This is a genomic window from Duganella rhizosphaerae (assembly GCF_040364205.1).
GTDB lineage: Bacteria > Pseudomonadota > Gammaproteobacteria > Burkholderiales > Burkholderiaceae_D > Rugamonas > Rugamonas rhizosphaerae.
In genome coordinates this window covers 20299-41295 of sequence record NZ_BPWK01000018.1, presented here as the reverse complement: position 1 = coordinate 41295, position 20997 = coordinate 20299, and the positions used below count along the sequence as shown (strand labels likewise).

The 20997-nt window shown below is 63.9% G+C and carries 21 protein-coding genes; 15 read left to right on the top strand and 6 right to left on the bottom strand.

Annotated elements, in window-relative coordinates:
- The first annotated feature begins 9 nt into the window (after positions 1 to 9).
- The 3 genes from minC to minE are packed head-to-tail and all read left to right on the top strand — an operon-like array spanning position 10 to position 1875.
- The gene (gene minC / locus RUGAMON1_RS28190) at positions 10 to 777 is read left to right on the top strand and encodes a septum site-determining protein MinC (RefSeq protein ID WP_445233622.1); all 768 of its coding nucleotides are present in this window, start codon (positions 10 to 12) and stop codon (positions 775 to 777) included.
- 28 nt (positions 778 to 805) lie between these two features.
- Positions 806 to 1621, top strand: coding sequence for a septum site-determining protein MinD (gene minD, locus RUGAMON1_RS28185; RefSeq protein ID WP_026334797.1), 816 nt, complete (start codon positions 806 to 808; stop codon positions 1619 to 1621).
- A gap of 2 nt (positions 1622 to 1623) precedes the next feature.
- Positions 1624 to 1875: a cell division topological specificity factor MinE gene (gene minE, locus RUGAMON1_RS28180; protein WP_008443622.1), complete on the top strand. Its 252-nt coding sequence runs from the start codon at positions 1624 to 1626 to the stop codon at positions 1873 to 1875.
- 3 nt (positions 1876 to 1878) lie between these two features.
- On the opposite strand, the gene RUGAMON1_RS28175 is transcribed toward minE, so the two are convergent.
- Entirely contained in the window at positions 1879 to 2391 is a 513-nt protein-coding gene (locus RUGAMON1_RS28175) for a hypothetical protein (protein WP_445233621.1), read from the bottom strand.
- Positions 2392 to 2629: 238 nt separating this feature from the next.
- Here RUGAMON1_RS28175 and RUGAMON1_RS28170 point away from each other — a divergent pair, with 238 nt between their 5' ends.
- The 8 genes from RUGAMON1_RS28170 to RUGAMON1_RS28135 all read left to right on the top strand — a co-directional run bounded on the left by RUGAMON1_RS28170 (position 2630) and on the right by RUGAMON1_RS28135 (position 10960).
- Positions 2630 to 3319: a response regulator transcription factor gene (locus tag RUGAMON1_RS28170; protein WP_008443614.1), complete on the top strand. Its 690-nt coding sequence runs from the start codon at positions 2630 to 2632 to the stop codon at positions 3317 to 3319.
- 106 nt (positions 3320 to 3425) lie between these two features.
- Positions 3426 to 4700 carry a glutamyl-tRNA reductase gene (hemA, locus tag RUGAMON1_RS28165; RefSeq protein WP_445233620.1) on the top strand — a complete coding sequence of 425 codons (1275 nt, stop codon included), beginning with the start codon at positions 3426 to 3428 and terminating at the stop codon, positions 4698 to 4700.
- Between the two features lie 92 nt (positions 4701 to 4792).
- The gene (gene prfA, locus RUGAMON1_RS28160) at positions 4793 to 5869 is read left to right on the top strand and encodes a peptide chain release factor 1 (protein WP_445233619.1); all 1077 of its coding nucleotides are present in this window, start codon (positions 4793 to 4795) and stop codon (positions 5867 to 5869) included.
- Positions 5870 to 6012: 143 nt separating this feature from the next.
- Positions 6013 to 6480, top strand: coding sequence for a disulfide bond formation protein B (locus RUGAMON1_RS28155; RefSeq protein WP_445233618.1), 468 nt, complete (start codon positions 6013 to 6015; stop codon positions 6478 to 6480).
- 10 nt (positions 6481 to 6490) lie between these two features.
- Positions 6491 to 7330 (top strand): peptide chain release factor N(5)-glutamine methyltransferase, encoded by an 840-nt coding sequence (gene prmC / locus RUGAMON1_RS28150; RefSeq protein ID WP_445233617.1) that lies wholly within the window; start codon positions 6491 to 6493, stop codon positions 7328 to 7330.
- A 182-nt stretch (positions 7331 to 7512) separates the two neighbouring features.
- Positions 7513 to 9111 (top strand): glutamate--cysteine ligase, encoded by a 1599-nt coding sequence (gene gshA / locus RUGAMON1_RS28145; RefSeq protein ID WP_445233616.1) that lies wholly within the window; start codon positions 7513 to 7515, stop codon positions 9109 to 9111.
- A gap of 13 nt (positions 9112 to 9124) precedes the next feature.
- Positions 9125 to 10168, top strand: a complete 1044-nt coding sequence (locus tag RUGAMON1_RS28140) for a histone deacetylase family protein (RefSeq protein ID WP_445233615.1) — start codon at positions 9125 to 9127, stop codon at positions 10166 to 10168.
- Positions 10169 to 10174: 6 nt separating this feature from the next.
- Positions 10175 to 10960 (top strand): GGDEF domain-containing protein, encoded by a 786-nt coding sequence (locus tag RUGAMON1_RS28135; RefSeq protein ID WP_445233614.1) that lies wholly within the window; start codon positions 10175 to 10177, stop codon positions 10958 to 10960.
- Here the strand turns inward: RUGAMON1_RS28135 and tolB are convergent.
- Positions 10926 to 12197 (bottom strand): Tol-Pal system beta propeller repeat protein TolB, encoded by a 1272-nt coding sequence (gene tolB, locus RUGAMON1_RS28130; RefSeq protein ID WP_445233613.1) that lies wholly within the window; start codon positions 12195 to 12197, stop codon positions 10926 to 10928. The two genes, RUGAMON1_RS28135 and tolB, sit on opposite strands and share 35 nt — an antisense overlap.
- A 145-nt stretch (positions 12198 to 12342) precedes the next feature.
- Here tolB and RUGAMON1_RS28125 point away from each other — a divergent pair, with 145 nt between their 5' ends.
- The 3 genes from RUGAMON1_RS28125 to RUGAMON1_RS28115 are packed head-to-tail and all read left to right on the top strand — an operon-like array spanning position 12343 to position 15094.
- Complete coding sequence (locus RUGAMON1_RS28125) at positions 12343 to 13035, top strand: methyltransferase (RefSeq protein ID WP_445233612.1); 693 nt, start codon at positions 12343 to 12345, stop codon at positions 13033 to 13035.
- Positions 13032 to 14270 (top strand): hypothetical protein, encoded by a 1239-nt coding sequence (locus tag RUGAMON1_RS28120; protein ID WP_445233611.1) that lies wholly within the window; start codon positions 13032 to 13034, stop codon positions 14268 to 14270. Before RUGAMON1_RS28125 ends, RUGAMON1_RS28120 begins: the two co-directional genes overlap by 4 nt.
- A complete protein-coding gene (locus RUGAMON1_RS28115) occupies positions 14267 to 15094 on the top strand; it encodes an arginase family protein (protein WP_445233610.1) in 828 nt (275 codons plus the stop codon). The genes RUGAMON1_RS28120 and RUGAMON1_RS28115 overlap by 4 nt, the downstream gene beginning before the upstream one ends.
- 4 nt (positions 15095 to 15098) lie before the next feature.
- Here the strand turns inward: RUGAMON1_RS28115 and RUGAMON1_RS28110 are convergent, their stop codons facing one another.
- A complete protein-coding gene (locus tag RUGAMON1_RS28110; RefSeq protein ID WP_445233609.1) occupies positions 15099 to 15428 on the bottom strand; it encodes a HigA family addiction module antitoxin in 330 nt (109 codons plus the stop codon).
- Positions 15429 to 15445: 17 nt separating this feature from the next.
- Positions 15446 to 15781 carry a type II toxin-antitoxin system RelE/ParE family toxin gene (locus RUGAMON1_RS28105; protein ID WP_445233608.1) on the bottom strand — a complete coding sequence of 112 codons (336 nt, stop codon included), beginning with the start codon at positions 15779 to 15781 and terminating at the stop codon, positions 15446 to 15448.
- A 385-nt stretch (positions 15782 to 16166) separates the two neighbouring features.
- On the opposite strand from RUGAMON1_RS28105, the gene RUGAMON1_RS28100 reads away from it, so the two are divergent.
- Positions 16167 to 18593, top strand: a complete 2427-nt coding sequence (locus RUGAMON1_RS28100; protein WP_445233607.1) for a penicillin acylase family protein — start codon at positions 16167 to 16169, stop codon at positions 18591 to 18593.
- Between the two features lie 298 nt (positions 18594 to 18891).
- Here RUGAMON1_RS28100 and RUGAMON1_RS28095 read toward each other — a convergent pair whose 3' ends face one another.
- The gene (locus tag RUGAMON1_RS28095) at positions 18892 to 19302 is read right to left on the bottom strand and encodes an E2/UBC family protein (RefSeq protein WP_445233606.1); all 411 of its coding nucleotides are present in this window, start codon (positions 19300 to 19302) and stop codon (positions 18892 to 18894) included.
- 358 nt (positions 19303 to 19660) lie between these two features.
- The gene (locus RUGAMON1_RS28090; RefSeq protein ID WP_445233605.1) at positions 19661 to 20908 is read right to left on the bottom strand and encodes an aminotransferase-like domain-containing protein; all 1248 of its coding nucleotides are present in this window, start codon (positions 20906 to 20908) and stop codon (positions 19661 to 19663) included.
- Between the last annotated feature and the right edge of the window lie 89 nt (positions 20909 to 20997).

Below are 20997 nucleotides of genomic sequence, written 5' to 3'. Positions count from 1 at the left end.
CTGTCGCCCATGTCCAAGAGCCTGTTTCAAAAGCCCATAGAAATTAAGATTTCCACCGTAGTCGCAGTCTCCGCCATCCTGTCCACGGCGGACCGCCTGGCCCTCGACGCCGCGCTGGCCGAAATGACCGGCGGCACCACCGACTTCTTCGAAGACGACCTGACCGTGATCGACGTCGCCGCATTGCCGGCCGGCACCGAGATCGACTGGGCCGGCATCATCGCCCTGCTGAAGAAATACCGCTTGAACCCGGTCGCCGTGCGCAACGCGCCGCCGGCCATGGCCGCCGAAATCGCCGCCCACGGCCTGAGCGTGGAAACCGCCACCAAGCCGCGCGACGAGCAGGAGCCTGCTCCAGCACCGGCGCCAGTCAAGGCCGCCCCGGCGCCTGCGCCAGCCGCCGCGCCAGCCGAAGCCCAGCCCGGCAACGCCGGCGTGATGATCATCGACACCCCGGTGCGCGCCGGCCAGCGCATCTACGCGCGCGGCTGCGACCTGATCATCACCGCCGTGGTCAACAACGGCGCTGAAATCATCGCCGACGGCAGCATCCACGTGTACGCCACGCTGAACGGCCGCGCGCTGGCGGGCGCTTCCGGCAACGCCGAAGCACGCATCTTTGCAATGAATATGTCGCCGGAGTTAGTCTCCATTGCCGGCGTTTACCGCACTTTTGAAGACGGCTTCCCGGCCGAATATGCACGTTCCCCTACGCAAATTCGCTTGGTCGGCGACCGAATCGATATACTATCTGTCAATTCTGCAAACCGCGCTTGAGTAGCAACTCTCTGAAAAGGATTTTTTTGTGGCGAGAATTATTGTTGTAACGTCCGGTAAGGGCGGTGTCGGTAAGACGACTTCCAGCGCCAGCTTCTCCACCGGGCTGGCCATGCGCGGCCATAAAACCGCGGTGATCGACTTCGACGTCGGCCTGCGCAACCTCGACCTGATCATGGGCTGCGAACGCCGCGTGGTGTACGACCTGATCAATGTGATCAATAAAGAGGCATCGCTGACCCAGGCGCTGATCAAGGACAAGCACTGCGACAACCTGTTCATCCTGCCGGCGTCGCAGACGCGCGACAAGGATGCGCTGTCGGAAGACGGCGTGGAAGTCGTGCTGCACGAACTGATCAACATGGGCTTCGAGTTCATCATCTGCGATTCGCCGGCCGGCATCGAGCACGGCGCGCTGATGGCGCTGACCTTCGCCGACGAGGCCATCATCGTCACCAACCCGGAAGTATCGTCGGTGCGCGATTCGGACCGCATCCTCGGCATCATCCAGGCCAAGTCGCGCCGCGCCCAGACCGGCGGCGAGCCCGTCAAGGAGCACCTGCTGATCACCCGCTACTCGCCGAAACGCGTGGAAGCGGACGAAATGCTGTCGTACGAAGATGTGCAGGAGATCCTGCGCATTCCACTGATCGGCATCATTCCGGAATCGGAATCGGTGCTGCACGCGTCGAACCAGGGTAACCCGGCGATTCACTTCAAGGGCACCGATGTTGCGGAAGCCTACGAAGATGTGGTGTCGCGCTTCCTCGGCCAGGAATTGCCGTTGCGCTTCACTAACTACGAGAAGCCTGGCCTGCTGCAGCGTATTTTCGGGAGCAAGTAATCATGGCCCTGCTTTCTTTCCTGTTCCCGCAAAAACCCAAAACCGCCACCGCGGCCAAGGAGCGGTTGCAGATCATCATCGCGCGCGAGCGCAATGGCCGCAGCGGTCCCGACTTCCTGCCGGCGCTGCACAAGGAGTTGATCGAGGTGATTTCGAAGTACACCAAGGTCAACGCCGACGACATCAAGATCTCGCTGGACCGCCAGGGCAACCTGGAGGTGCTGGACGTGAACGTGGTGCTGCCGGACGCGTAAGCGCTACAACGGCCGGGCGATCCCGGCCGTCACCAATTCCTGCGCCACCTTGGCGCAGGCATCCACGTGCTGGTAGCCGATCCGGCTGAAAGCCACGAAGCCGATGCCGGCCGAGGCCAGCTGTCCGGCCAGCGGCACAAACTTGGTCGCTTGCCGCGCCACCGTCTTCAGGCCGCTGCGCCGCAGCAGCTGCAGCACCACCTCCCGCGTCACCAGCTTCCCGACCAGCATGCCGCCGATGCCGATCGCGGCCTCGTAGGCGATCAGCCGGAACTTCGGCTGCATGCGCTCGATCTGCTGCGCCGTCAGGCCGAACTCGTGGTTGATGTCGTCGATCAGCAGCGCGAACAGCCGCAGGTCGGACACCACGTCCAGCCCCGGTATCGGCACCGCCGCCACGCCGGCCGAGACCATCGCGCGCCGCCGCACCAGCTTGCGGCAACGCTCGCGCACGGCTTCGATGTCGCGCTCGGTCCCGGGGACCAGCGTCCAATTTGTGTCTTTTTTCAGTCCCATGCGTGCTCCCAGTGGCAACTAGAATTTCTTTCCTTTTTTCAACTTCTTCATTGAATTCAGCGTTTTTCCAGTGTACCGTGTAATGGTTGTGCAGGTGCGCGCGGTGGATTATCGAGTTGTCGTCAAGGAAATATTAGTGCATTAAGAAAAATAATTAGCCATTTTGCTAACTTTTTTTGTAAATCTCTGTTATATTTGTAGTGACTTCTCCTTAACATAATTTCCTACAGGCAGTAGTATGAGAATCGCCGTACTTGACAATGACCGCAGCCAAGCCGATCTGATCTGCCAGGTGCTGACCTCGGCAGGCCACGTCTGCCACAGCTTCCAGACCGCCAAGGACGTGCTGGCGCAATTGCGCAAGGACAGCTATGACATGCTGATACTCGACTGGCAAGTCGTCGATCTCAGCGGTGCGGAAGTGCTGCGCCGCGCCCGCGAAAAACTGCCCGACAGCGCCCCGGTATTGTTCCTGACCACCAGCTCGGGCGAGGACGACATCGTCGCCGGCCTGGCCGCCGGCGCCGACGATTACATGATCAAACCGCTGCGCCGCAGCGAAATGGTGGCCCGCGTGCAAGCTTTGCTGCGGCGCGCCTACCCGGCGCAAAATGGCGCCGAACAATTACAATTCGGTCAATATGTGTTCGAGACCCGTCCCGGCCGTTTGTTGATGGATGGCATCGTTTTGGACGTCACGCACAAAGAGTTCTACCTGGCACTGTTATTTTTCCGCAACATCGGACGGCCGCTGTCGCGCGCCTACATCCATGAGGCGGTGTGGATACGCGAGACCGCCGTACCGTCGCGCACCATGGACACCCACGTGTCGCGCGTCCGCAATAAATTGCAATTGAAACCAGAAAACGGCTTCCGCCTGGTGCCGGTCTACAGCTACGGCTACCGCCTGGAAAAACTGGGCGCCTGATCGGGCCCTCGATATGGCCGGTATGCTGCCTGCGATATAGGCAGCCCCAGGCAACCTACGGGTACAACACGGTATAATGTCCGCACAATCAACGCACGGACCCGAAATGCAGCTGCTTGCCGTCGGCCTCAACCACAACACTGCCCCCGTCTCGCTGCGCGAGCAGCTGGCGTTCGCCCCGGAGCAACTGGGGCAGGCGGTGGTGGCGGCACGTTCCTGGTTCGAGCGCATCGACCACCGCGGCAGCGACGAGGCGGCGATCCTGTCGACCTGCAACCGCACCGAGTTGTACGCGGCCAGCCGGGTGCCCGATCCGCTAGCCGCCGGTGCCCACTTCCTGGCCGACTTCCACCAACTGAACTACGCCGAACTGCGCCCGCACCTGTATCTGCTGCCGCAGCACGACGCCGTGCGCCACACCTTCCGCGTCGCCTCCGGGCTCGATTCGATGGTGCTGGGCGAAACGCAAATCCTCGGCCAGATCAAGGACGCCATCCGCACCGCCGACGAAGCGGGCGGCCTGGGCACCTATCTGCACCAGCTGTTCCAGCGCTCGTTCTCGGTCGCCAAGGAAGTGCGCAGCACCACCGAGATCGGCGCGCACAGCGTGTCGATGGCGGCGGCCGCCGTGCGGCTGTCGCAGCGCATCTTCGACAAGATCGCCGAGCAGAACGTGCTGTTCATCGGCGCCGGCGAGATGATCGAATTGTGCGCCACGCATTTTGCGGCGCAGAATCCCAAGTCCATCACCATCGCCAACCGCACGCTGGACCGCGGCGAGATCCTGGCGCACCGCTTCGGCGGCCGCGCCATCCGCCTGGCCGAGCTGCAGGACAAGCTGCACCAGTACGACATCGTCATCTCCTGCACCGCCTCGTCGCTGCCGCTGATCGGCCTGGGCATGGTGGAGCGCGCGATCAAGGCGCGCCGCCACAAGCCGATGTTCATGGTCGACCTGGCCGTGCCGCGCGATATCGAAGCCGAAGTGGGCCGCCTCAACGACGTCTTCCTGTACACCGTGGACGACCTGGGCAAAGTGGTCCAGACCGGCATGGAAAACCGCCAGGCCGCCGTGGCCCAGGCCGAAGCGATCATCGAAACCCGCGTGCAATCGTTCATGCACTGGATCGACGACCGCGCCGTGGTGCCGGTCATCCAGAGCCTGCAGGAAAACGGCGAAGCGCTGCGCCAGCTGGAACTGGAACGCGCGCGCAAGATGCTGGCCAAGGGCGAAGACATCGACGCCGTACTGGAAGCCCTGTCCAAGGGCCTGACCGCGAAATTCATGCACGGCCCGCAGCAGGCGCTGCACCGCGCGCAGGGCGAAGAACGCGCCCATCTGGCCGAGCTGCTGCCGCAGCTGTTCCGCGGCCGTCGTTAGCGACACTGCCTGATCAGCGCGCGCGCCACGCCGCCGCGCACTCCCCGCCGCCTCCGCGCGGCATCTGCTCCAACTCCTTTACCGAATACGCTATGAAACCATCCATGCTGGGCAAGCTCGATCAACTGGCCAACCGCCTGGTCGAACTCGATGAATTGCTGATGTCCGAAGGCGCAACCAGTAATATGGACGCCTACCGCAAAATGACCCGCGAGCACGCCGAACTCGGCCCGCTGGTGGCGCTGTACAAGTCCTACCAGGACGCCATCGGCGACCTGGACGCCGCGCAGGAAATGCTGGGCGATCCGGAAATGAAGGACTTCGCGCAGGACGAGATCGAAGCGGCCAAGACCCGCCTGGCGGAACTGGAGCTGGAGCTGCAGAAGATGCTGCTGCCGAAGGACGCCAACGACGAGCGCAACATCTTCCTGGAAATCCGCGCCGGCACCGGCGGCGACGAATCGGCGCTGTTCGCGGGCGACCTGCTGCGCATGTACACCCGCTTCGCCGAGCGTAATCGCTGGCAGGTGGAAGTGGTGTCGGAATCGGCGTCGGACCTGGGCGGCTACCGCGAGGTGATCGTGCGCCTGATCGGCAACAGCGTCTACTCCAAGCTGAAGTTCGAATCCGGCGGCCACCGCGTGCAGCGCGTGCCGGCCACCGAAACCCAGGGCCGCATCCACACCTCGGCCTGCACGGTGGCGGTGATGCCGGAGGCGGACGAGGTGGAAGACGTCAACATCAACCCGGCCGACCTGCGCATCGACACCTACCGCGCTTCCGGCGCCGGCGGGCAGCACATCAACAAGACCGATTCGGCCGTGCGCATCACCCACCTGCCGACCGGCATCGTGGTCGAGTGCCAGGACGACCGCTCGCAGCACAAGAACAAGGCGCAGGCGATGAAGGTGCTGGCCGCGCGCATCAAGGACGTGCAGCTGCGGGAGCAGCAATCGAAGGAAGCGGCCACCCGCAAGAGCCTGATCGGCTCGGGCGACCGCAGCGAACGTATCCGCACCTACAATTACCCGCAGGGCCGCATGACGGACCACCGCATCAACCTGACCTTGTACAAGCTGGACTTCATCATGGATGGCGACCTGACGGAACTGACCAACGCGCTGGCCGCCGAGCACCAGGCGGAGTTGCTGGCGGCGCTGGGAGATTAACCCCGCAAGCCGGGGGTCTGACCCCGTACGGGGTCAGACCCCATTCGCGGTGGGGGTTGAATTTAAGAGCTTGCTAAGGCTTGAATAGCAACTTTGTGCGAGAATTGCCCGCTACTTCCACTGCCATCAAATTGGATCACCACATGATACATACGCGCTCCCTGCTGCTGTCCATCGCCATCGCCTGCTTCGGCCTGATCGGCGTCGCCCTGTATTTGCAGATCGGCCTGGACATGCTGCCGTGCCCCCTGTGCGTGATCCAGCGCTACCTGTTCATCGCCATCGCCATCTGCTGCCTGATCGGCGCCTACACCAAGCCCAAGCTGGGCACCGGCCTCGCGCTGATGGCCGCGCTGGGCGGCCTGTACACCGCCGGCAAGCACCTGTACATCCTGGCCCATCCCGGCCTGTCGTGCGGCATCGACCCGGTCGAGACCTTCCTCAACAAGATCCCAACCGCGACCTACCTGCCCTTCCTGTTCCACGCCGACGGCCTGTGCGAAGACGCGCTGGCGCCGTGGTTCGGCCTGTCGATCCCGCAGTGGTCCTTCCTCGGCTTCGGCCTGTGCACGCTGGGCCTGGCCTGGCTGCTGATCCGCCGCGCGCGCTGATGATTTCGGCATGATCAACGACCTCAGCGCCATCACCGCAGGCGTCACCATCGGCGCGCTGCAAGTGCAGTCCCTGCTGGACCCGCTGGACAACCGCGTGCTGCTGTGCCACGCGCTGGGCCTGTCGCGCGTGAGCCTGATCACCCAATCCGAGCGCGCACTCGATGCGGAACAGGCGGCACGTTTCGCCGCGCTGGTGCAGCGCCGCGTGGCCGGCGAACCGGTCGCCTACATCGTCGGCCAGCGCGAATTTTTCGGCCTGCCGTTTGAAGTCAACGGCGCCGTGCTGATCCCCCGCCCCGACACCGAACTGCTGGTCGAACTGACGCTGGACCGCCTGCCGCCGCAAGGCCGCGTGCTGGACATGGGCACCGGCAGCGGCGCCATCGCCGTGGCGCTGGCCCACACCCGGCGCGACGCCGCCGTCACCGCGCTCGACGTCAGCCCGGAAGCGCTGGCCGTGGCGCGCCGCAACGCCGCCGCCAACAACGCCAACGTCACCTTCCTGCAAAGCGACTGGTACGCGGCGCTGCAAGGCCAGCCGCCGTTCGACGTCATCGCCTCCAACCCGCCCTACATCGCCAGCGGCGACCGCCATTTGTCCGAAGGCGACCTGCGCTACGAACCGACCGGCGCGCTGACCGACCACGCGGACGGCCTGTCGGCGCTGCGCACCATCGTCGCCGGCGCCGCCGCGCATCTGAAGCCGCAAGGCTGGCTGCTGATGGAGCACGGCTACGACCAGGCCGCCGCCGTGCGCGACTTATTATCCGCACAAGGTTACAGCGAGGTGCAAAGCTGGACCGACCTGGCCGGCATCGAGCGCGTCACTGGTGCGCGGGCGCACTGACAGCGCCATCCATCCGCAATATTCTGGCTTTCGCCTCCCCTTCCCAGTATTTGATAAACTAGCAAGCGATCTTCGGCGCCATCGGAACTTTGGCCCGGCGCCGACGCGATTGGCCGTTTTCGGTTAATCTCGCACCTCACGCTTTGATGCAACATTTGATGCACTACGAAAGGAAGATCCAATTGTCCAATCTATTGACTCGCCGCCTGGCCTTGCTGGCCCAGCCAGAGCACCGTCCGGTGCTGGGTGGCTTGCGTGGCATCGAACGCGAAACCCTGCGGGTGGACGCGCGTGGCCACCTGGCTGCAACGCCGCATCCGGTGGCCATGGGCTCGGCCCTGACGCACCCGCAAATCACCACCGATTACGCCGAAACGCTGCTGGAATTCATCACCCCGGCCGAGGCGGACATCGCCACCACCATCGCCAAGCTCGACGGCATCCACCGCTACGCCTACACCAAGCTCGGTGACGAGCTGCTGTGGAGCCAGTCCATGCCCTGCCAGCTGCCGGGCGAGGAAGACATCGAGATCGCGTGGTACGGCACCTCCAACATGGGCACGCTCAAGCATGTGTACCGGCGCGGCCTGGCGCTGCGCTACGGCAAGGCCATGCAGTGCATCGCCGGCATCCACTACAACTACTCGCTGGACGAACGCCTGTGGCGCGTGCTGGCCGAGCATGAGGGCAACACCAAGCGCCTGTCGCCGAAGTCCTTCCAGTCCGAAGCCTACCTGGCGACGATCCGCAACTTCCGCCGCTACAGCTGGCTGCTGATGTATCTGTTCGGCGCCTCGCCGGTGCTGTCGACCGGCTTCCTGCGCGGCCGTCCGCACAAGCTGGAAACGCTGTCCGACGACACGCTCTACCTGCCCTACGCCACCAGCCTGCGCATGAGCGACCTGGGTTACCAGAACGACGCCCAATCGGGACTGAGCCCGCATGAAAACTGCCTGGACAGCTACGTCGCCGCCCTGACCAAGGCCGTCAACCAGCCGTACGAACCGTATGCGGCGCTGGGCACCAAGCGCGACGGCGAATGGATACAGCTGAGCACCAACGTGCTGCAGATCGAAAACGAGTACTACTCCACCATCCGCCCCAAGCGCGTGATCCAGACCGGCGAACGGCCGATCCAGGCGCTGTGCGCGCGCGGCGTGCAATACATCGAAGTGCGCTGCATGGACGTCGACCCGTTCGAGCCGGTCGGCATCAGCGTGGAGACCGGCCGCTTCCTCGACGCCTTCCTGCTGTTCTGCGCGCTGGAGGAAAGCCCGGCCATCTCGCCGGAAGAAGGCCTGCGCCACACCGAGAACTTCGCCCGCACCGTCAAGGAAGGCCGCCGTCCGGGCCTGACGCTCAACAGCGACAACGGCGAGATCAGCCTGCAAGCCTGGGGCCAGCAACTGCTGGAGCGCATCCGCCCGGTGGCGGCCCTGCTCGACGCCCAGCGCGGCGACACCGTGCACGCCGACGCCATGGCGCAGCAGGCGTCCAAGCTGCTCGACGCCGACCTGACGCCGTCGGCCAAGGTGCTGGCGGCCCTGCGCGCCAACGGCAAATCGTTCGCCGCCTTCGGCCTGGAACAAAGCAAGCGGCACGCGGCCTACTTCCGCAGCCACGCGCCGGACGCCGAACAAGCCGCCTACTTCGACGGCCTGGCCGCCGTCTCGCTGGCCGAGCAGGCGGAAATGGAAGCGGCGCCTCAATCGAGCTTCGACGATTACGTCACCGCCTACCGCGCCAGCAATCTGTGTCACTCCAGTATGGATTGCGACTAAACCAGGAGCCTCCTTGCTCACCTTCTACAACGAACTGCACGCGCAGCATCGCGGCCGCTACGAGATCTTCCGCGGCGAGATGGTGCCGTGCTTCGAAAAACCGGAGCGTGTCGACTCGGTGCTGGCGGAGCTGGGCCGGCGCGGCCTGGGCAAGATCGTCACGCCGCACGGCGTGCCTTTGATGTCGCTGGAGCGCATCCACACGCCGCGCTACCTGCACTTCCTGCGCGGCGCCTGGAACGAATGGCTGGCGCTCGATCCGGCCAACGCCGGCAAGGACGCCTTCCCCGCCGTCTGGCCGATACGCTCGCTGCGCGACGACATCGAGCCGGACAACTTCTGCGCCAAACTGGGACTGTATTCGATGGACAGCGGCACGCCGCTGACGGCCGGCACCTGGACCGCCGCCAAGACCGGCGCCGACTGCGCGGTCAACGCCGCCCACGCGCTGCGGCTGGGCGAGCGCGGCGCCTTCGTGTTGAGCCGTCCGCCGGGCCACCATGCGGGCGCGGATTTCTTCGGCGGCTACTGCTTCCTCAACAACGCCGCGCTGGCCGCGCAGCACATGCTGGACGACGGCGCCCGCAAGGTCGCCATCATCGACATCGACTACCACCACGGCAACGGCACGCAGAGCATTTTCTACAACCGCGACGACGTGCTGTTCATCTCCATCCACGCCGATCCGCGCGACGAGTATCCGTTCTACCTGGGCCACGCCGACGAGCGCGGCGAGGGCGCGGGGCTGGGCTACAACATGAACCTGCCGCTGGCGGCGGGCAGCTCGCCGCAGGCCTGGTTCGCGGCGCTGGAGACGGCCTGCATCCGCCTGGGCAGCTTCGCGCCGGATGCGCTGGTGGTGTCGCTCGGCGTCGACACCTTCGCCGGCGATCCGCTGTCGCGCTTCGCGCTGCAAAGCGCCGACTACCTGAAGATCGGCGAGCGCCTGGCCTGGCTGAACGTGCCGACCGCCTTCATCTTCGAAGGCGGCTACGCGGTCAAGGAGTTGGGCACCAACGTCGTCAACGTCCTCGAAGGTTACGAGACGGCGCTCTGACCAACCATGACCAAACCTCTGCCCTGGGCCGACGACACGCCGCGACTGACCATGTGGTGCGCCGTGCTGTTTTGCTGTTTCAGCGCCCTGCTGGCGGCGGTGTATCTGCTGCCACCGCTCGCCAGCCTGCTGTGCGTGGTGCCGCTGGCCTCCTACCTGATGCTGGGTCGTCACATGGGCATGGTGTACAGCATCGGCTGGTCGGTGCTGGGCCTGGCCGTGCTGGTGCTGCGGCCGGGCAGCTCCAACGAGGCGCTGCTGGGCACCGCCGCCGCCGTGCTGGGCGTGGGCCTGCTGTCGCACTGGTTCGAAGCGCGGCGCGCGGCGCTGATGGCGGTATTGCGCCGCACCGCCTCGCTCGATCCGCTGACCGGCCTGCACAACCATCTGTACCTGGAATCGATCTTCAGCCAGCTTACGCGCAGCCAGCGCGGCAAGCCGCAATCGGTGACGATGATGCTGGTGGCGCTGGCACCCGGCGCCGACGACGCCCGGCTGATCGAGGCCGCCCGGCTGATCGAGGAAGTGTGCCGCGGCAGCGACTGGGCGTTCCGCTTCGGCGACGACAGATTCTGCGTGCTGGTGCCGTGGGTATCGCAAGTGCAGGGTCAGCAGATTGCCGACCGCCTGCTGGCGCGCCTCAACGCGGAGCAGCAGGCACCCGCCAGGCTGGGCCTGGCCCGCTGGCCGGAAGAGGCGCAAACGCTGGCGCAACTCCACCAGATCACCGCGCGCAGCTTGACGGCGGACTGCCCGCCTAACGCTGGAAAGGCCCCCAAGTCGGCTGCCTGATATCGCCGTCCTGGGCGCTGAGCTTCTGCTTCACGCGGCCGTCCACCGACACCACCATCAGCGACTTGCGCCCTGCGGCTTCGGTGGCGTAGATGATGTACTTGCCGTTCGGCGCAAAGCTGGGCGACAAGTCGTCGGTGCTGTCGGACAGGCGCTGCTCCTGGCCGGTGGCCAGGTCCAGCACGTACAGCTGGTAGTTGCCGTCGCGGCGGGAAATATAGGCCAGCGTCATGCCGTCGGGCGAGATGCGCGGGCTGATGTTGTAGCCGCCGGCGAAGGTGATGCGCTTGACGTCGCTGCCGTCCACGTTCATGCGGTAGATCTGCGGACCGCCGCTGCGGTCGCTGGTGAAGTAGATGCTGCGGCCGTCGGCCGAGAATTGCGCCTCGGTGTCGATGGCGGCGCCGGTGCCGTCGGACACGCGGCGCAAGCCGCTGCCGTCGGCGTTGACGGTGTAGATCTGCGTGTGGCCGTCCATCGACAGCGAGACGGCCAGCCTGGCGCCGTCCGGCGACCACGCCGGCGACGAGTTGCTGCCCTTTTCGTTGGCGACCACGGTGCGCGCCTGGGTCAGCAGGTTCTGCACATACACCACGGGTTTCTTCTGCTCGAACGACACGTAGGCGACCTTGCCGCCGTCCGGCGACCAGGCCGGTGAAATGATGGGGTCATGCGAGCGCCGCGCCGTTTGCTCACCTTCGCCGTCGATATCGGCCACGGCCAGCTGGTAGCTGCTGCCCTCCTGCTTGATGTAGGCCACGCGGGTCGCGAACGCGCCGGGCACGCCGGTCAGCTTGAAGAACACGTCGTCGGCGATCTTGTGCGCCGCCAGGCGCGCGGCCTGGCTGGACACCGACTGGTCCTGGCGCGACAACTGGCTGGCCTTGACGGTGTCGAACAATTTGTAGCGCACATCGTAACGGCCGTCGGCCAGCGCCGACACCGTGCCCACCACCAGCGCATCGGCGCCCTTGGCCTTCCAGCCTGCGTAGTCGATGTTGTTGACGTCGGCGATGGCGCCGGCATCGATCAGCTTGAACATGCCGCTGCGTTCCAGGTCGGCCTTGATGATGCTGGAGATCTGCTGCGGCGCCAGGATTTCATCGGTGAAGCCGGCCACGGCAACGGGAATCTGATTGCTGCCGACGCCGCTGATTTCAATCCGCATCTGCGCCTGCGCGGAATGGATAACGACGGCCATGCCGGCGAAGATTAGGTAGTGGCTGAGTTTTTTCATGGAAGGGACGAATAAATAGTCCGTGCGAATATAGTCGAAAACCCCGCCGGAAGCTACTTCGCTCTCGATATTCAATTGTTTTTCCAACGATAAATTATCGGTGTAGTATCCAACTTTGCTTTCCTTCATCCGATAGGTGATAGAAATGGACAATTCCCCAGGCAAACAGGCGCACATCGATCGCTGGCAGAAGGACCGCCAGAAGGCTTTCAAAATAGTACCCGAGGGCGGCAAGACGTTTCGCTACCTGGGCAAGGAATTCCACGTCTTCCCCAATACCTTCTGGCCCTACACGGATAGCCAGCCGCTGGTCAGCAGCCTGCGCGTCAAGCCGGGGGACAGCGTGCTCGATGTCGGCACCGGCTCCGGCGTGATCGCGGTATTCGCCTGCTATGGCGGCGCCGCCCGCGTACTGGCGGTCGACATCAACCCCGCCGCGCTGAAGAGCGCCCAGCACAACGCCACCGAGCATGGCTTCGGCGAAACGATGGAAGTGCGCTACTCCTGCCTGTTCGACGGCATCGGCAACGAGCAGTTCGACGTCATCACCGCCAACCTCCCCTTCCGCAACAAGGAGGCGCCCGACGTTGTCGCGCGTTCGCAATGGGACACTGACTTCCGTACCAATACCCAGTTCTTCGAGCAGGTCGGCAAATATCTGAAACCGGATGGACGCATCTATTTTGCGCACTCCAATTTCGGCGCGGTCAAGGAAGTGCGCAAGCTGGCCAAGGACAACGGCTACAGCATGCGCATGGTGGCCCGCGCGCGCGCCGACGAGACCAAAGAATTCTATGCGTTTCTCATCAAGCGATTGCCTCAAGCCGCACGCGTATGAACGCGGTGTTCGACACCATCGCCGGCTTGCGCGCGGTTGCCCACGCGCCTTGGCGTCCGCTGGTACGGCGCGTGGTGGTGATACTTTGCAACTCGCGCGCGGGGTCCAGCCTGGTCAAGCACGTGCTGGCCGACCATCCGGACATCGCCTCGCTCGATGGGGAGATGGAACCGTATCTGGCGCTCACGGGCAACAGCTTCGGCGTCCACGCCGACAGTGACGCCATCGGCACGCTGGCGCAGCCGGACCTTTTGGCCGACAACATCTTCGCCGAGCTCAGCGTGCCCAGTCCGGTGCTGCCGCCATTGGAGCAATTGAAGGACCGCTGGCGGCGGCGCCTGCTGCTACAGTTCCCGCTGCTCTTCATCGACCCGGTGCGACAGCGGCAGCTCAGCGATGCGTTGGACGTCACCCTGCAATCGTCGGATAGCGCGCTGCAACGCGCGATCCTGGCGTCGGTGTTCCGCGATCAGCCATGGCGCATGAATTTTTATGATGGGCAGCCGCCATCGTCGCTGCGCGATTTCGGCCTCGGTCCCAGCGGCTATTTCGACGAGCAGCTGAAAATCGAAGAGCCTCCCTTCGTGCTGCCGCGCAGCTATCGCCGCCCGTTCACCATCGACGACGCCAGCAGCAAGATCCTGCTGTTCAAATCGCCGAGCGACGCCTACCGGATCGGCATGCACGAGCAGTTGTTTCCGCAGGCCGAGATCCAATACATCCACCTCACCCGGGGCTATGCGCAATCGGTCAACGGCTTGATGGATGGCTGGCTGTCGCCCAAGGGCTTCTTCGCGCACGACATGGCGCCGGCCGGCACGGCGCTGCGGGTAGGCGGCTACTCCGACACCACGCCGTTCGGCCAGCGCTGGTGGAAGTTCGACCTGCCGCCCAACTGGCGCCAGTTCATGCAATCCGGCCTGGGCGACGTCTGCCTGAACCAATGGCTGGCAGCCAATGCGGCGATCCTTGCCAGCGGCGTGCCGACGCTGCGCGTGGCGTTCGAGGCCTTCATGGAGAACCCGGCGGCGCAGTTGCAGCGCATCGGCGACTTGCTTGGCTTGTCCAATCTGGCGCTGCCCGCGCGGCTTCCCGTCACGATGGCCACCGATGCTCCCAGCGCGCTGCGCTGGCGCAAGCGCGAGCAGCTTTTGCTGGAGATGGGCCAGCGCCGGCCGGTGCGGGCGATGATGGAGCAGCTGGGCTACACGATGCATCCGGAGACCTGGACATGAACAACCACTTGCTGGTGCCCTTCCTGATCGGGCAGCGCCGCGACGGCCTGCGCCGCGTCACTGACCTCGACCGCCATGACTGGGACGTTGTCGACATCCCTGAATTTACCGACGTCGCGCTGAGCGATCCCAACGAGAAGCTGCGCAGGATGGGCAAGATCTACGCCGGCATGGCGGAGCGCGTGCACCGGATCGTCGAGGCGGGCAAGGTCCCGGTCAGCATCGCCGGCGACTGCATGTCCACGCTCGGCATGCTGGGCGGCCTGCAGCGCAGCGGACGCCCGCCGGACCGCATCCTGTGGCTCGACGCCCATGGCGATTTCCATACCTGGGAAACCTCGCAGACCAAATATCTCGGCGGCATGCCGCTGGCGATCCTGGTGGGACGTGGCGACCGCCGCAAGCAAAGCCGCGACAGCATCGGCTCGATGGCGGCGACCATCGGCGTCGCGCCGTTCCCCGAGCGGCAGGTGATCCTTTCCGATGCGCGCGACCTCGACCCGGGTGAGCTGGAAGCGGTGAGAAGCTCCGGCATCACCTGCTGCAGCATCGCGCAGATCGGCGAGCACGTGAAGCCGGGCGAGCGCCTCTACCTGCATTTCGACAGCGACGTGATGGACGCGGAAGCGGAAATGCCGGCGCTGAAATACCACGTCAAATCGGGGCCGAACTACGACGACATGGCGGCGCTATTCCGCTCGCTGCGCGGGCCCGACATCGTCGCGGTATCGGTGTCGGCCTGGCACGAGGAAAAGGACCAGGACAACGCGGCCGCGCGGGCCTGCCTGGCGCTGCTGGGTGAGTTGGAGATAGTGAGTGGCTAGCTCTTCACGCCGCCAATGCATGGTTGTTGTCGCGGCCGGGCTTACGCGGCTCGACCTCATCGATAATTTTTTGCATTGCCAATCTGGTAGCCATTTTCAGATCATAAGCTTGTTGCAGGTTCAGCCATGACTGCGGATCGCCGCCGAAGTAACGCGCGAGCCGCAGCGCGGTATCTGCGCTTACTCCACGTTTTTCGTTGACGATGTCATTGACACGGGACGATGTCACATGAAGCGCCTTCGACAGCGCATGTGGCGTCATCCCTAACGGGGCAAGAAACTCCTCCCGCAATATCTCACCGGGGTGGATGGGCCGCATTTCATTCTTCATCATTTCACAGCCTTGATCAGTTAGTGATAATCAATGATTTCCACGTCTTTCGGCCCGTTCGCTGTCCAGACGAAGCAGATTCTGAACTGCGCATTCACTCGAATGCTGTACTCGCCTTGGCACTCGCCGCTAAGCGCGTCCAGGTGATTTCCGGGCCGAGAGCGCAAGAAATCCAAGGGGGCTGCGCTGTCCAGTAGCTGGAGCTTCCGTTCCGCACTGGACCGGAAGTTTGCGAATCGGGGGACGGACTTTCCTTCAAACAGCTTTTTGGTCTGCTTGCACCTGAAGGACAGGATAGCTATATTGTATGTCGTTTTATCGGAATGCGATAAGCAAGCGTAGCGCTGTTTAAGCACGCCGCGGATGAGCTATGTCAGTGCTGTCATCCACCCTTGTACGCTTTTCTCAGGTTGCCAGAGGGGGTAGTGATTCCCGCTTTGGTGACAACACTTCGTAGTTTTTCTGAGTGACTTTTGAGTGTTGTCACGACTGAGCGAAATGTGGCCAACTCTTCAGTTGCGGACCGTTTCGTCTGGAACTGGCCTATAGAAGATTTCCGTGTACTGAGCTTAGGCATTGTGATCTCTCCGATGTAAATCAGTGTAGCACCGCCGTGGCACCTGGCTTACTCAGGTCGCGCCGTAGTTGAAAAAAGTATTGTCTTGTTTGCCACGGTTACGGGTGCTAGCATCGACGCAACGCCTCGCCATTCGGTGTGGCCCTACTCCTAGAGGTATCCCGATGGCTGTCGCCGGCACCCGCATTGCACTCGCCATGTCCCTATGCGCAGCACTGAGCGCCCACGCCGAGGCGCCGCGCGCGATGCGTTACTCGCTCGAAGGCCTCGAAGCGCCGGTGCGCATACAGGTCGACACCTGGGGCGTGCCGCACATTTACGCCGTGCGCCTGTATGACGCGTTCTATGCACAGGGCTTCATGGCCGCGCGCGACCGGTTGTGGCAGATGGACCTGTGGCGCAAGCGCGGTCTCGGTGAAATGGCCAAGGACTTCGGTCCCGCTTACGCCGAGGGCGACCGCATGGCGCGCGCGGTCCTGTTTCGCGGCGATATGTACCGCGAATGGATCGCCTATGGCGACGACGCCAAGCGCGTGGCCGAGGCCTTTGTCGCCGGCGTGAACGCCTATGTGCACCTGACCGAGCGCGAGCCGGCGCTGCTGCCGCCAGAATTCAAACGCCTCGATTATCGCCCTGGCACCTGGAAGGCGGACGACATCGTGCGCATCCGTCACCACGGCCTGACCCTCAACTTCCTCGGCGAGGCGATGCGCGCGCAAGCCCGCTGCAAGGGCAAGGCCGACGGCGAGCGTGCCGACTGGCTGCGCCGCGAGCTCGATCCGCCGGTGACACCGCAACTGGCCCAAGGTCTCGACCCGTGCGACATTCCCGTGGCAGCCATCGAGAAGGCCTACGGCCTGGCCACGGCGGTGGCGCGCTTTCCGAAAGAGGCGTTCGCGGCGCAACTGGCGGGCACCCCGGCAGCGGCCGAGCTGTATGCGCTGGAGCCGGCCGACGGCGAGAACATGCGTAGCACCGGTTCGAACAGCTGGGTGGTTGCGCCGTCGCGCACCAGCACCGGCCGCCCTATCCTGGCCAACGACCCGCATCGCGCGCACGGTGCGCCGTCGCTGCGCTACATCGTGCACCTGGACGCGCCGGGACTGTCGGTGATCGGCGCCGGCGAGCCTTTCCTGCCCGGCATTTCGCTCGGACACAACGAGGAGGCCGGCTTTGGCCTGACGCGCTTCTATATCGACCAGGAAGACCTGTATGTGTACGAGACCAATCCTGCCGACGCGCGCGAATACCGCTATCAGGGCCGCTGGGAACCCATGCAGCGTGTGACGGAAGCTATCAGCGTCAAGGGCGAAGCCACGCCGCGCACGGTCACGATCGACTATACGCGCCACGGCCCGGTGCTGCACGCGGCGGACGGCCGCGCCTTTGCGCTGCGTGCCGCCTGGCTGGATGTGGGTATGGCGCCTTACTTCGGCGCGGTCGCCATGATGCGCGCGCACACCTGGGACCAATTCAACGGCGCGCTGAATCGCTGGGGCGCCCCCGGCCTGAACATGGTGTACGCCGACCGGCGCGGCAATATCGGCTGGCATCCGGTCGGCCTGACGCCCATCCGGCCCAACTGGGACGGGCTGACGCCGGTGCCCGGCGATGGGCGCTACGAATGGGCCGGCTACCGCTCGATGGACGAGTTGCCGACGGTGCTCAATCCGGCTGCCGGTTTTGTCGTGACGGCCAACGAGAACGGCATCCCGCCCGGCCACCCGGCCGCGAAGCTCGGCATCGGCTACGAGTGGAGCGACGGTGCGCGTGCGCGGCGGCTCAATCCCCTGCTGGCGGCCCAGCCCAAAGTCAGCGTGGCGCAGGCGCAGGCATGGCAGAACGATGTCGTGTCGACGCCCGCGCGCCAGTCCATCGCGCTGCTCAAGGATCTGCCAGCCAACGGCGACGCCGTCCGCGACGCGGCGCTGGCATTGCTGCGCGGCTGGGATGGCAGCGAGTCCGCCGACAGTGCGGCGGCGGCGCTGTACGAAGTGTGGATGTCGAAATATCTGCGCCCGGCCGCGCTGGCCGCCATGCTGGGCAAAGACGGGGCTAGCCTGGCCGCACCGGGCGACCAGGCGCGCGTGCTCGAAGCACTGGCGGCGCCGTCCGGCTGGCTCACGCCGGCGCTGCGCGACGAGGTCCTCGGCAGTTCGCTCAAGGCCGCCATGACGGAAACGGCGCGCCTGCTCGGCCCCGACACGAAAACCTGGCAATGGGGCGCCCTGCACAAAGCAGTCTTCCATCATCCGATGGACCAGCTGTACGATGCGGCTACCGCCAGGCGCATGAACGTGGAGGCAGGTCCGATGGGCGGTTCGTCCTACACGCCGATGGCGGCCGCCTACCGCGCCAGCGACTTTGAACTGACCTTTGGCGCTTCGGTGCGCATGGTGCTGGATGTCGGCAACTGGGACGGTTCGCGCATCGTCAATGCGCCGGGCCAGTCGGGCAACCCGGACAGCGCGCACTACCGCGATCTGGCGCTGCTGTGGGCGCGGGGCGGCTACTTCCCGATGCTGTACAGCCGCGCGGCGATCGACAAGGCGACCACGGAAGTCATCGAACTCGCGCCGGCAACGCGCTAGACAGGCGCTATTCCAAACAAATATAGTCGCCAACACGGTTTCCTCAATCATCTGGAGACGGTGCGTCACAACGGACCGAATTCCAGGAATAGCCGGCATCACCTGATTGTCAGATGCACGATCAGCGCCAGAGAAATCGAACAGCCCACCTGGATGAGAGTACAGCAGGACAAGCGAGAGATCGTCCTGTTCCGCCACATCCAGCGCTTGCTCAATGTAGTCACCCGGCCAGCTCAGAAAGTCAGGGTATCGATCGCACGCGTCGTGCGCAACCAGTATGAAGTCACGCACCAGCATCTTAAGGCGAATCCCTACGATGCGCGAGCACAGCAATATTGCCGCAGCCTCCTTTCCGTCGCCAGGAAAAAGATGTGCCTTGACAGTAGCGTGCTGCCGTCCAGACAGCGACAGACTTGCAAGTGGCATCATTGGACCACCTCACGCTGCAACGATTCCTCCCCCCCAGATGGGTAACCACCGAGTCGCCCGTGGGCGACCACACTTGGCTTGCGCGATGGTGGGACCAACGTTGGAATACTTCGCCGAAGATGGGTTGTTGGTACTCCGTCTGAGGAATGCCCGCGCCCGTTTGCAACGAGAGCGCCGGTGTGCAGTAGAACATGTCCAGTTCCGCCGCCGGGTAGGCGTCTGGATATTTCTCTAAAGAAGACTGGTCGCGAATGTGCCAGCGTCGAATGTGGCGGAACACTCTCCAATAATTGCATTCGAGATAAGTCCACTACCTTGTTTAGACTGGGGACTTCGCTTGAGAAAGGGCATTTTTTGTCGCCACGGTAACGTGACGGCAGTGATCTGCCATTCTAGCTAGCTGGTACAAAGGAAAATTCCGCGCAATCTGGCGCAGCGCACCGCCCGTAGGTCGGGGACCTCTGAAATCCCTGGATTCGGTCGTAAGCGAGACCGCGTCGCCCATCACTTTGCTTTTATTAGCGCAAATATTTCAGCGGCAAGGATTCCAAGTCGACCGACAATTACTGAAAGATGACTCGGACGACGATGACTAAACAAAGCAAGTCGCCAACCGCCCTTGCAAAGGCCGGCCGCATCTACGTCGGAGAAGAAGTTTGCCGCTGTAGCGCATCGCGCACAAAGCGGGCGAGACGCACCACCCCATCGGCGATAAGTTCCGGCGTGGCGTTGCTGAATGCGAGCCGTACGCGGTAATCCTCTTCAGTTCCCAACGCAAAGAAAGATAATGGCATTACCAGCACCCCATAGTCACTGGCGCAGATCTCCGCCTCGCGCCGCCGGAAAGGAAACGGCAGGGTCAGCGTCAGAAAGAAGCCGCCTTCCGGCCGATTCCAGCTGATCTGACCGCTCAAATCAGCAAACGCTGCCGCAAGATGGGTCAGCATCAAATCGCGATTGCGCCGATAGAACTCACGTGGCCCGGCGACCAATCGGCTCAGGCTGCCATCCTGGCTCAGCAACAAACCGCCGACGACCGCCTGGGTCAGCTGACTGGTGTTAACCGAAACAAAGCTTTTCGCCTGCGATAAGCGATCGATCAACACCTTACCAGCATCGGCATCGCCAAACATCCTTGCCGGCACGGCGGCGAAGCCGACCCGCAGCGCCGGGCAAATCGTCTTGGAGTAAGTGCCGAGATAAATCACACAACCGTGCAGGTCCAGTGCGTACATGGTCGGCACGCGCTCGCCCTCGTAACGGAACATGCCGTAGGGGTTGTCCTCCACGATCACGATGTGCTTGGCGGCGCAGAAGGCGATGATCTCTTCCCGCACCCCGCGCGTCAGCACCGCGCCCGTCGGATTGTCGAAGTCCGGCACCAGATATAACAGGCGGGGACGCTTTCCCCTGGCCTCGACCGCGGCCACCGTCTGCCGCAGCGTGGCGGCAACGGCTGTATCGGCGCAGGAAAACGGCGCCAGTTCGATCCGGTTCATGTCGGCCACACCAGTCAGACCGATATAACAGGGGCTGCGCACCAGGACAACATCGTCCTCGTGCTGGCAGAGACCAGTCAGCAGCAGGTCCAGGGCTTCCTGGCAACCGCCGGTGACCAGTATCTGTCCGGACGGGCACTCAATGCCCTCGTCCAACGCAATCTGCCGCGCGATCAGTCCGTTGATAATGCCATTGGTGCGGCCGTATTGCGCCAGCGTGTTGAAGGCCTCAGCCACGCCGCACTGACGCTGCTGTGCCTCATGCCGCACGTACGCCGGCACACAGTGCAGCCAGTCGTCCAGGCGGAAAAATTGCTCCGCCGGCCGGCCGGATGCGAACGACACCGCAGCGGGATAATGGCTGGCGATCTCGTTCAGAAAATTCATGACATCCAGACGGGAGCCGTCGGCCGCCACCGGCGTCGCAGTTGAGCCGCTCATGCTGCATAGCTTTTGCATATCTAACCTCGTCGGAG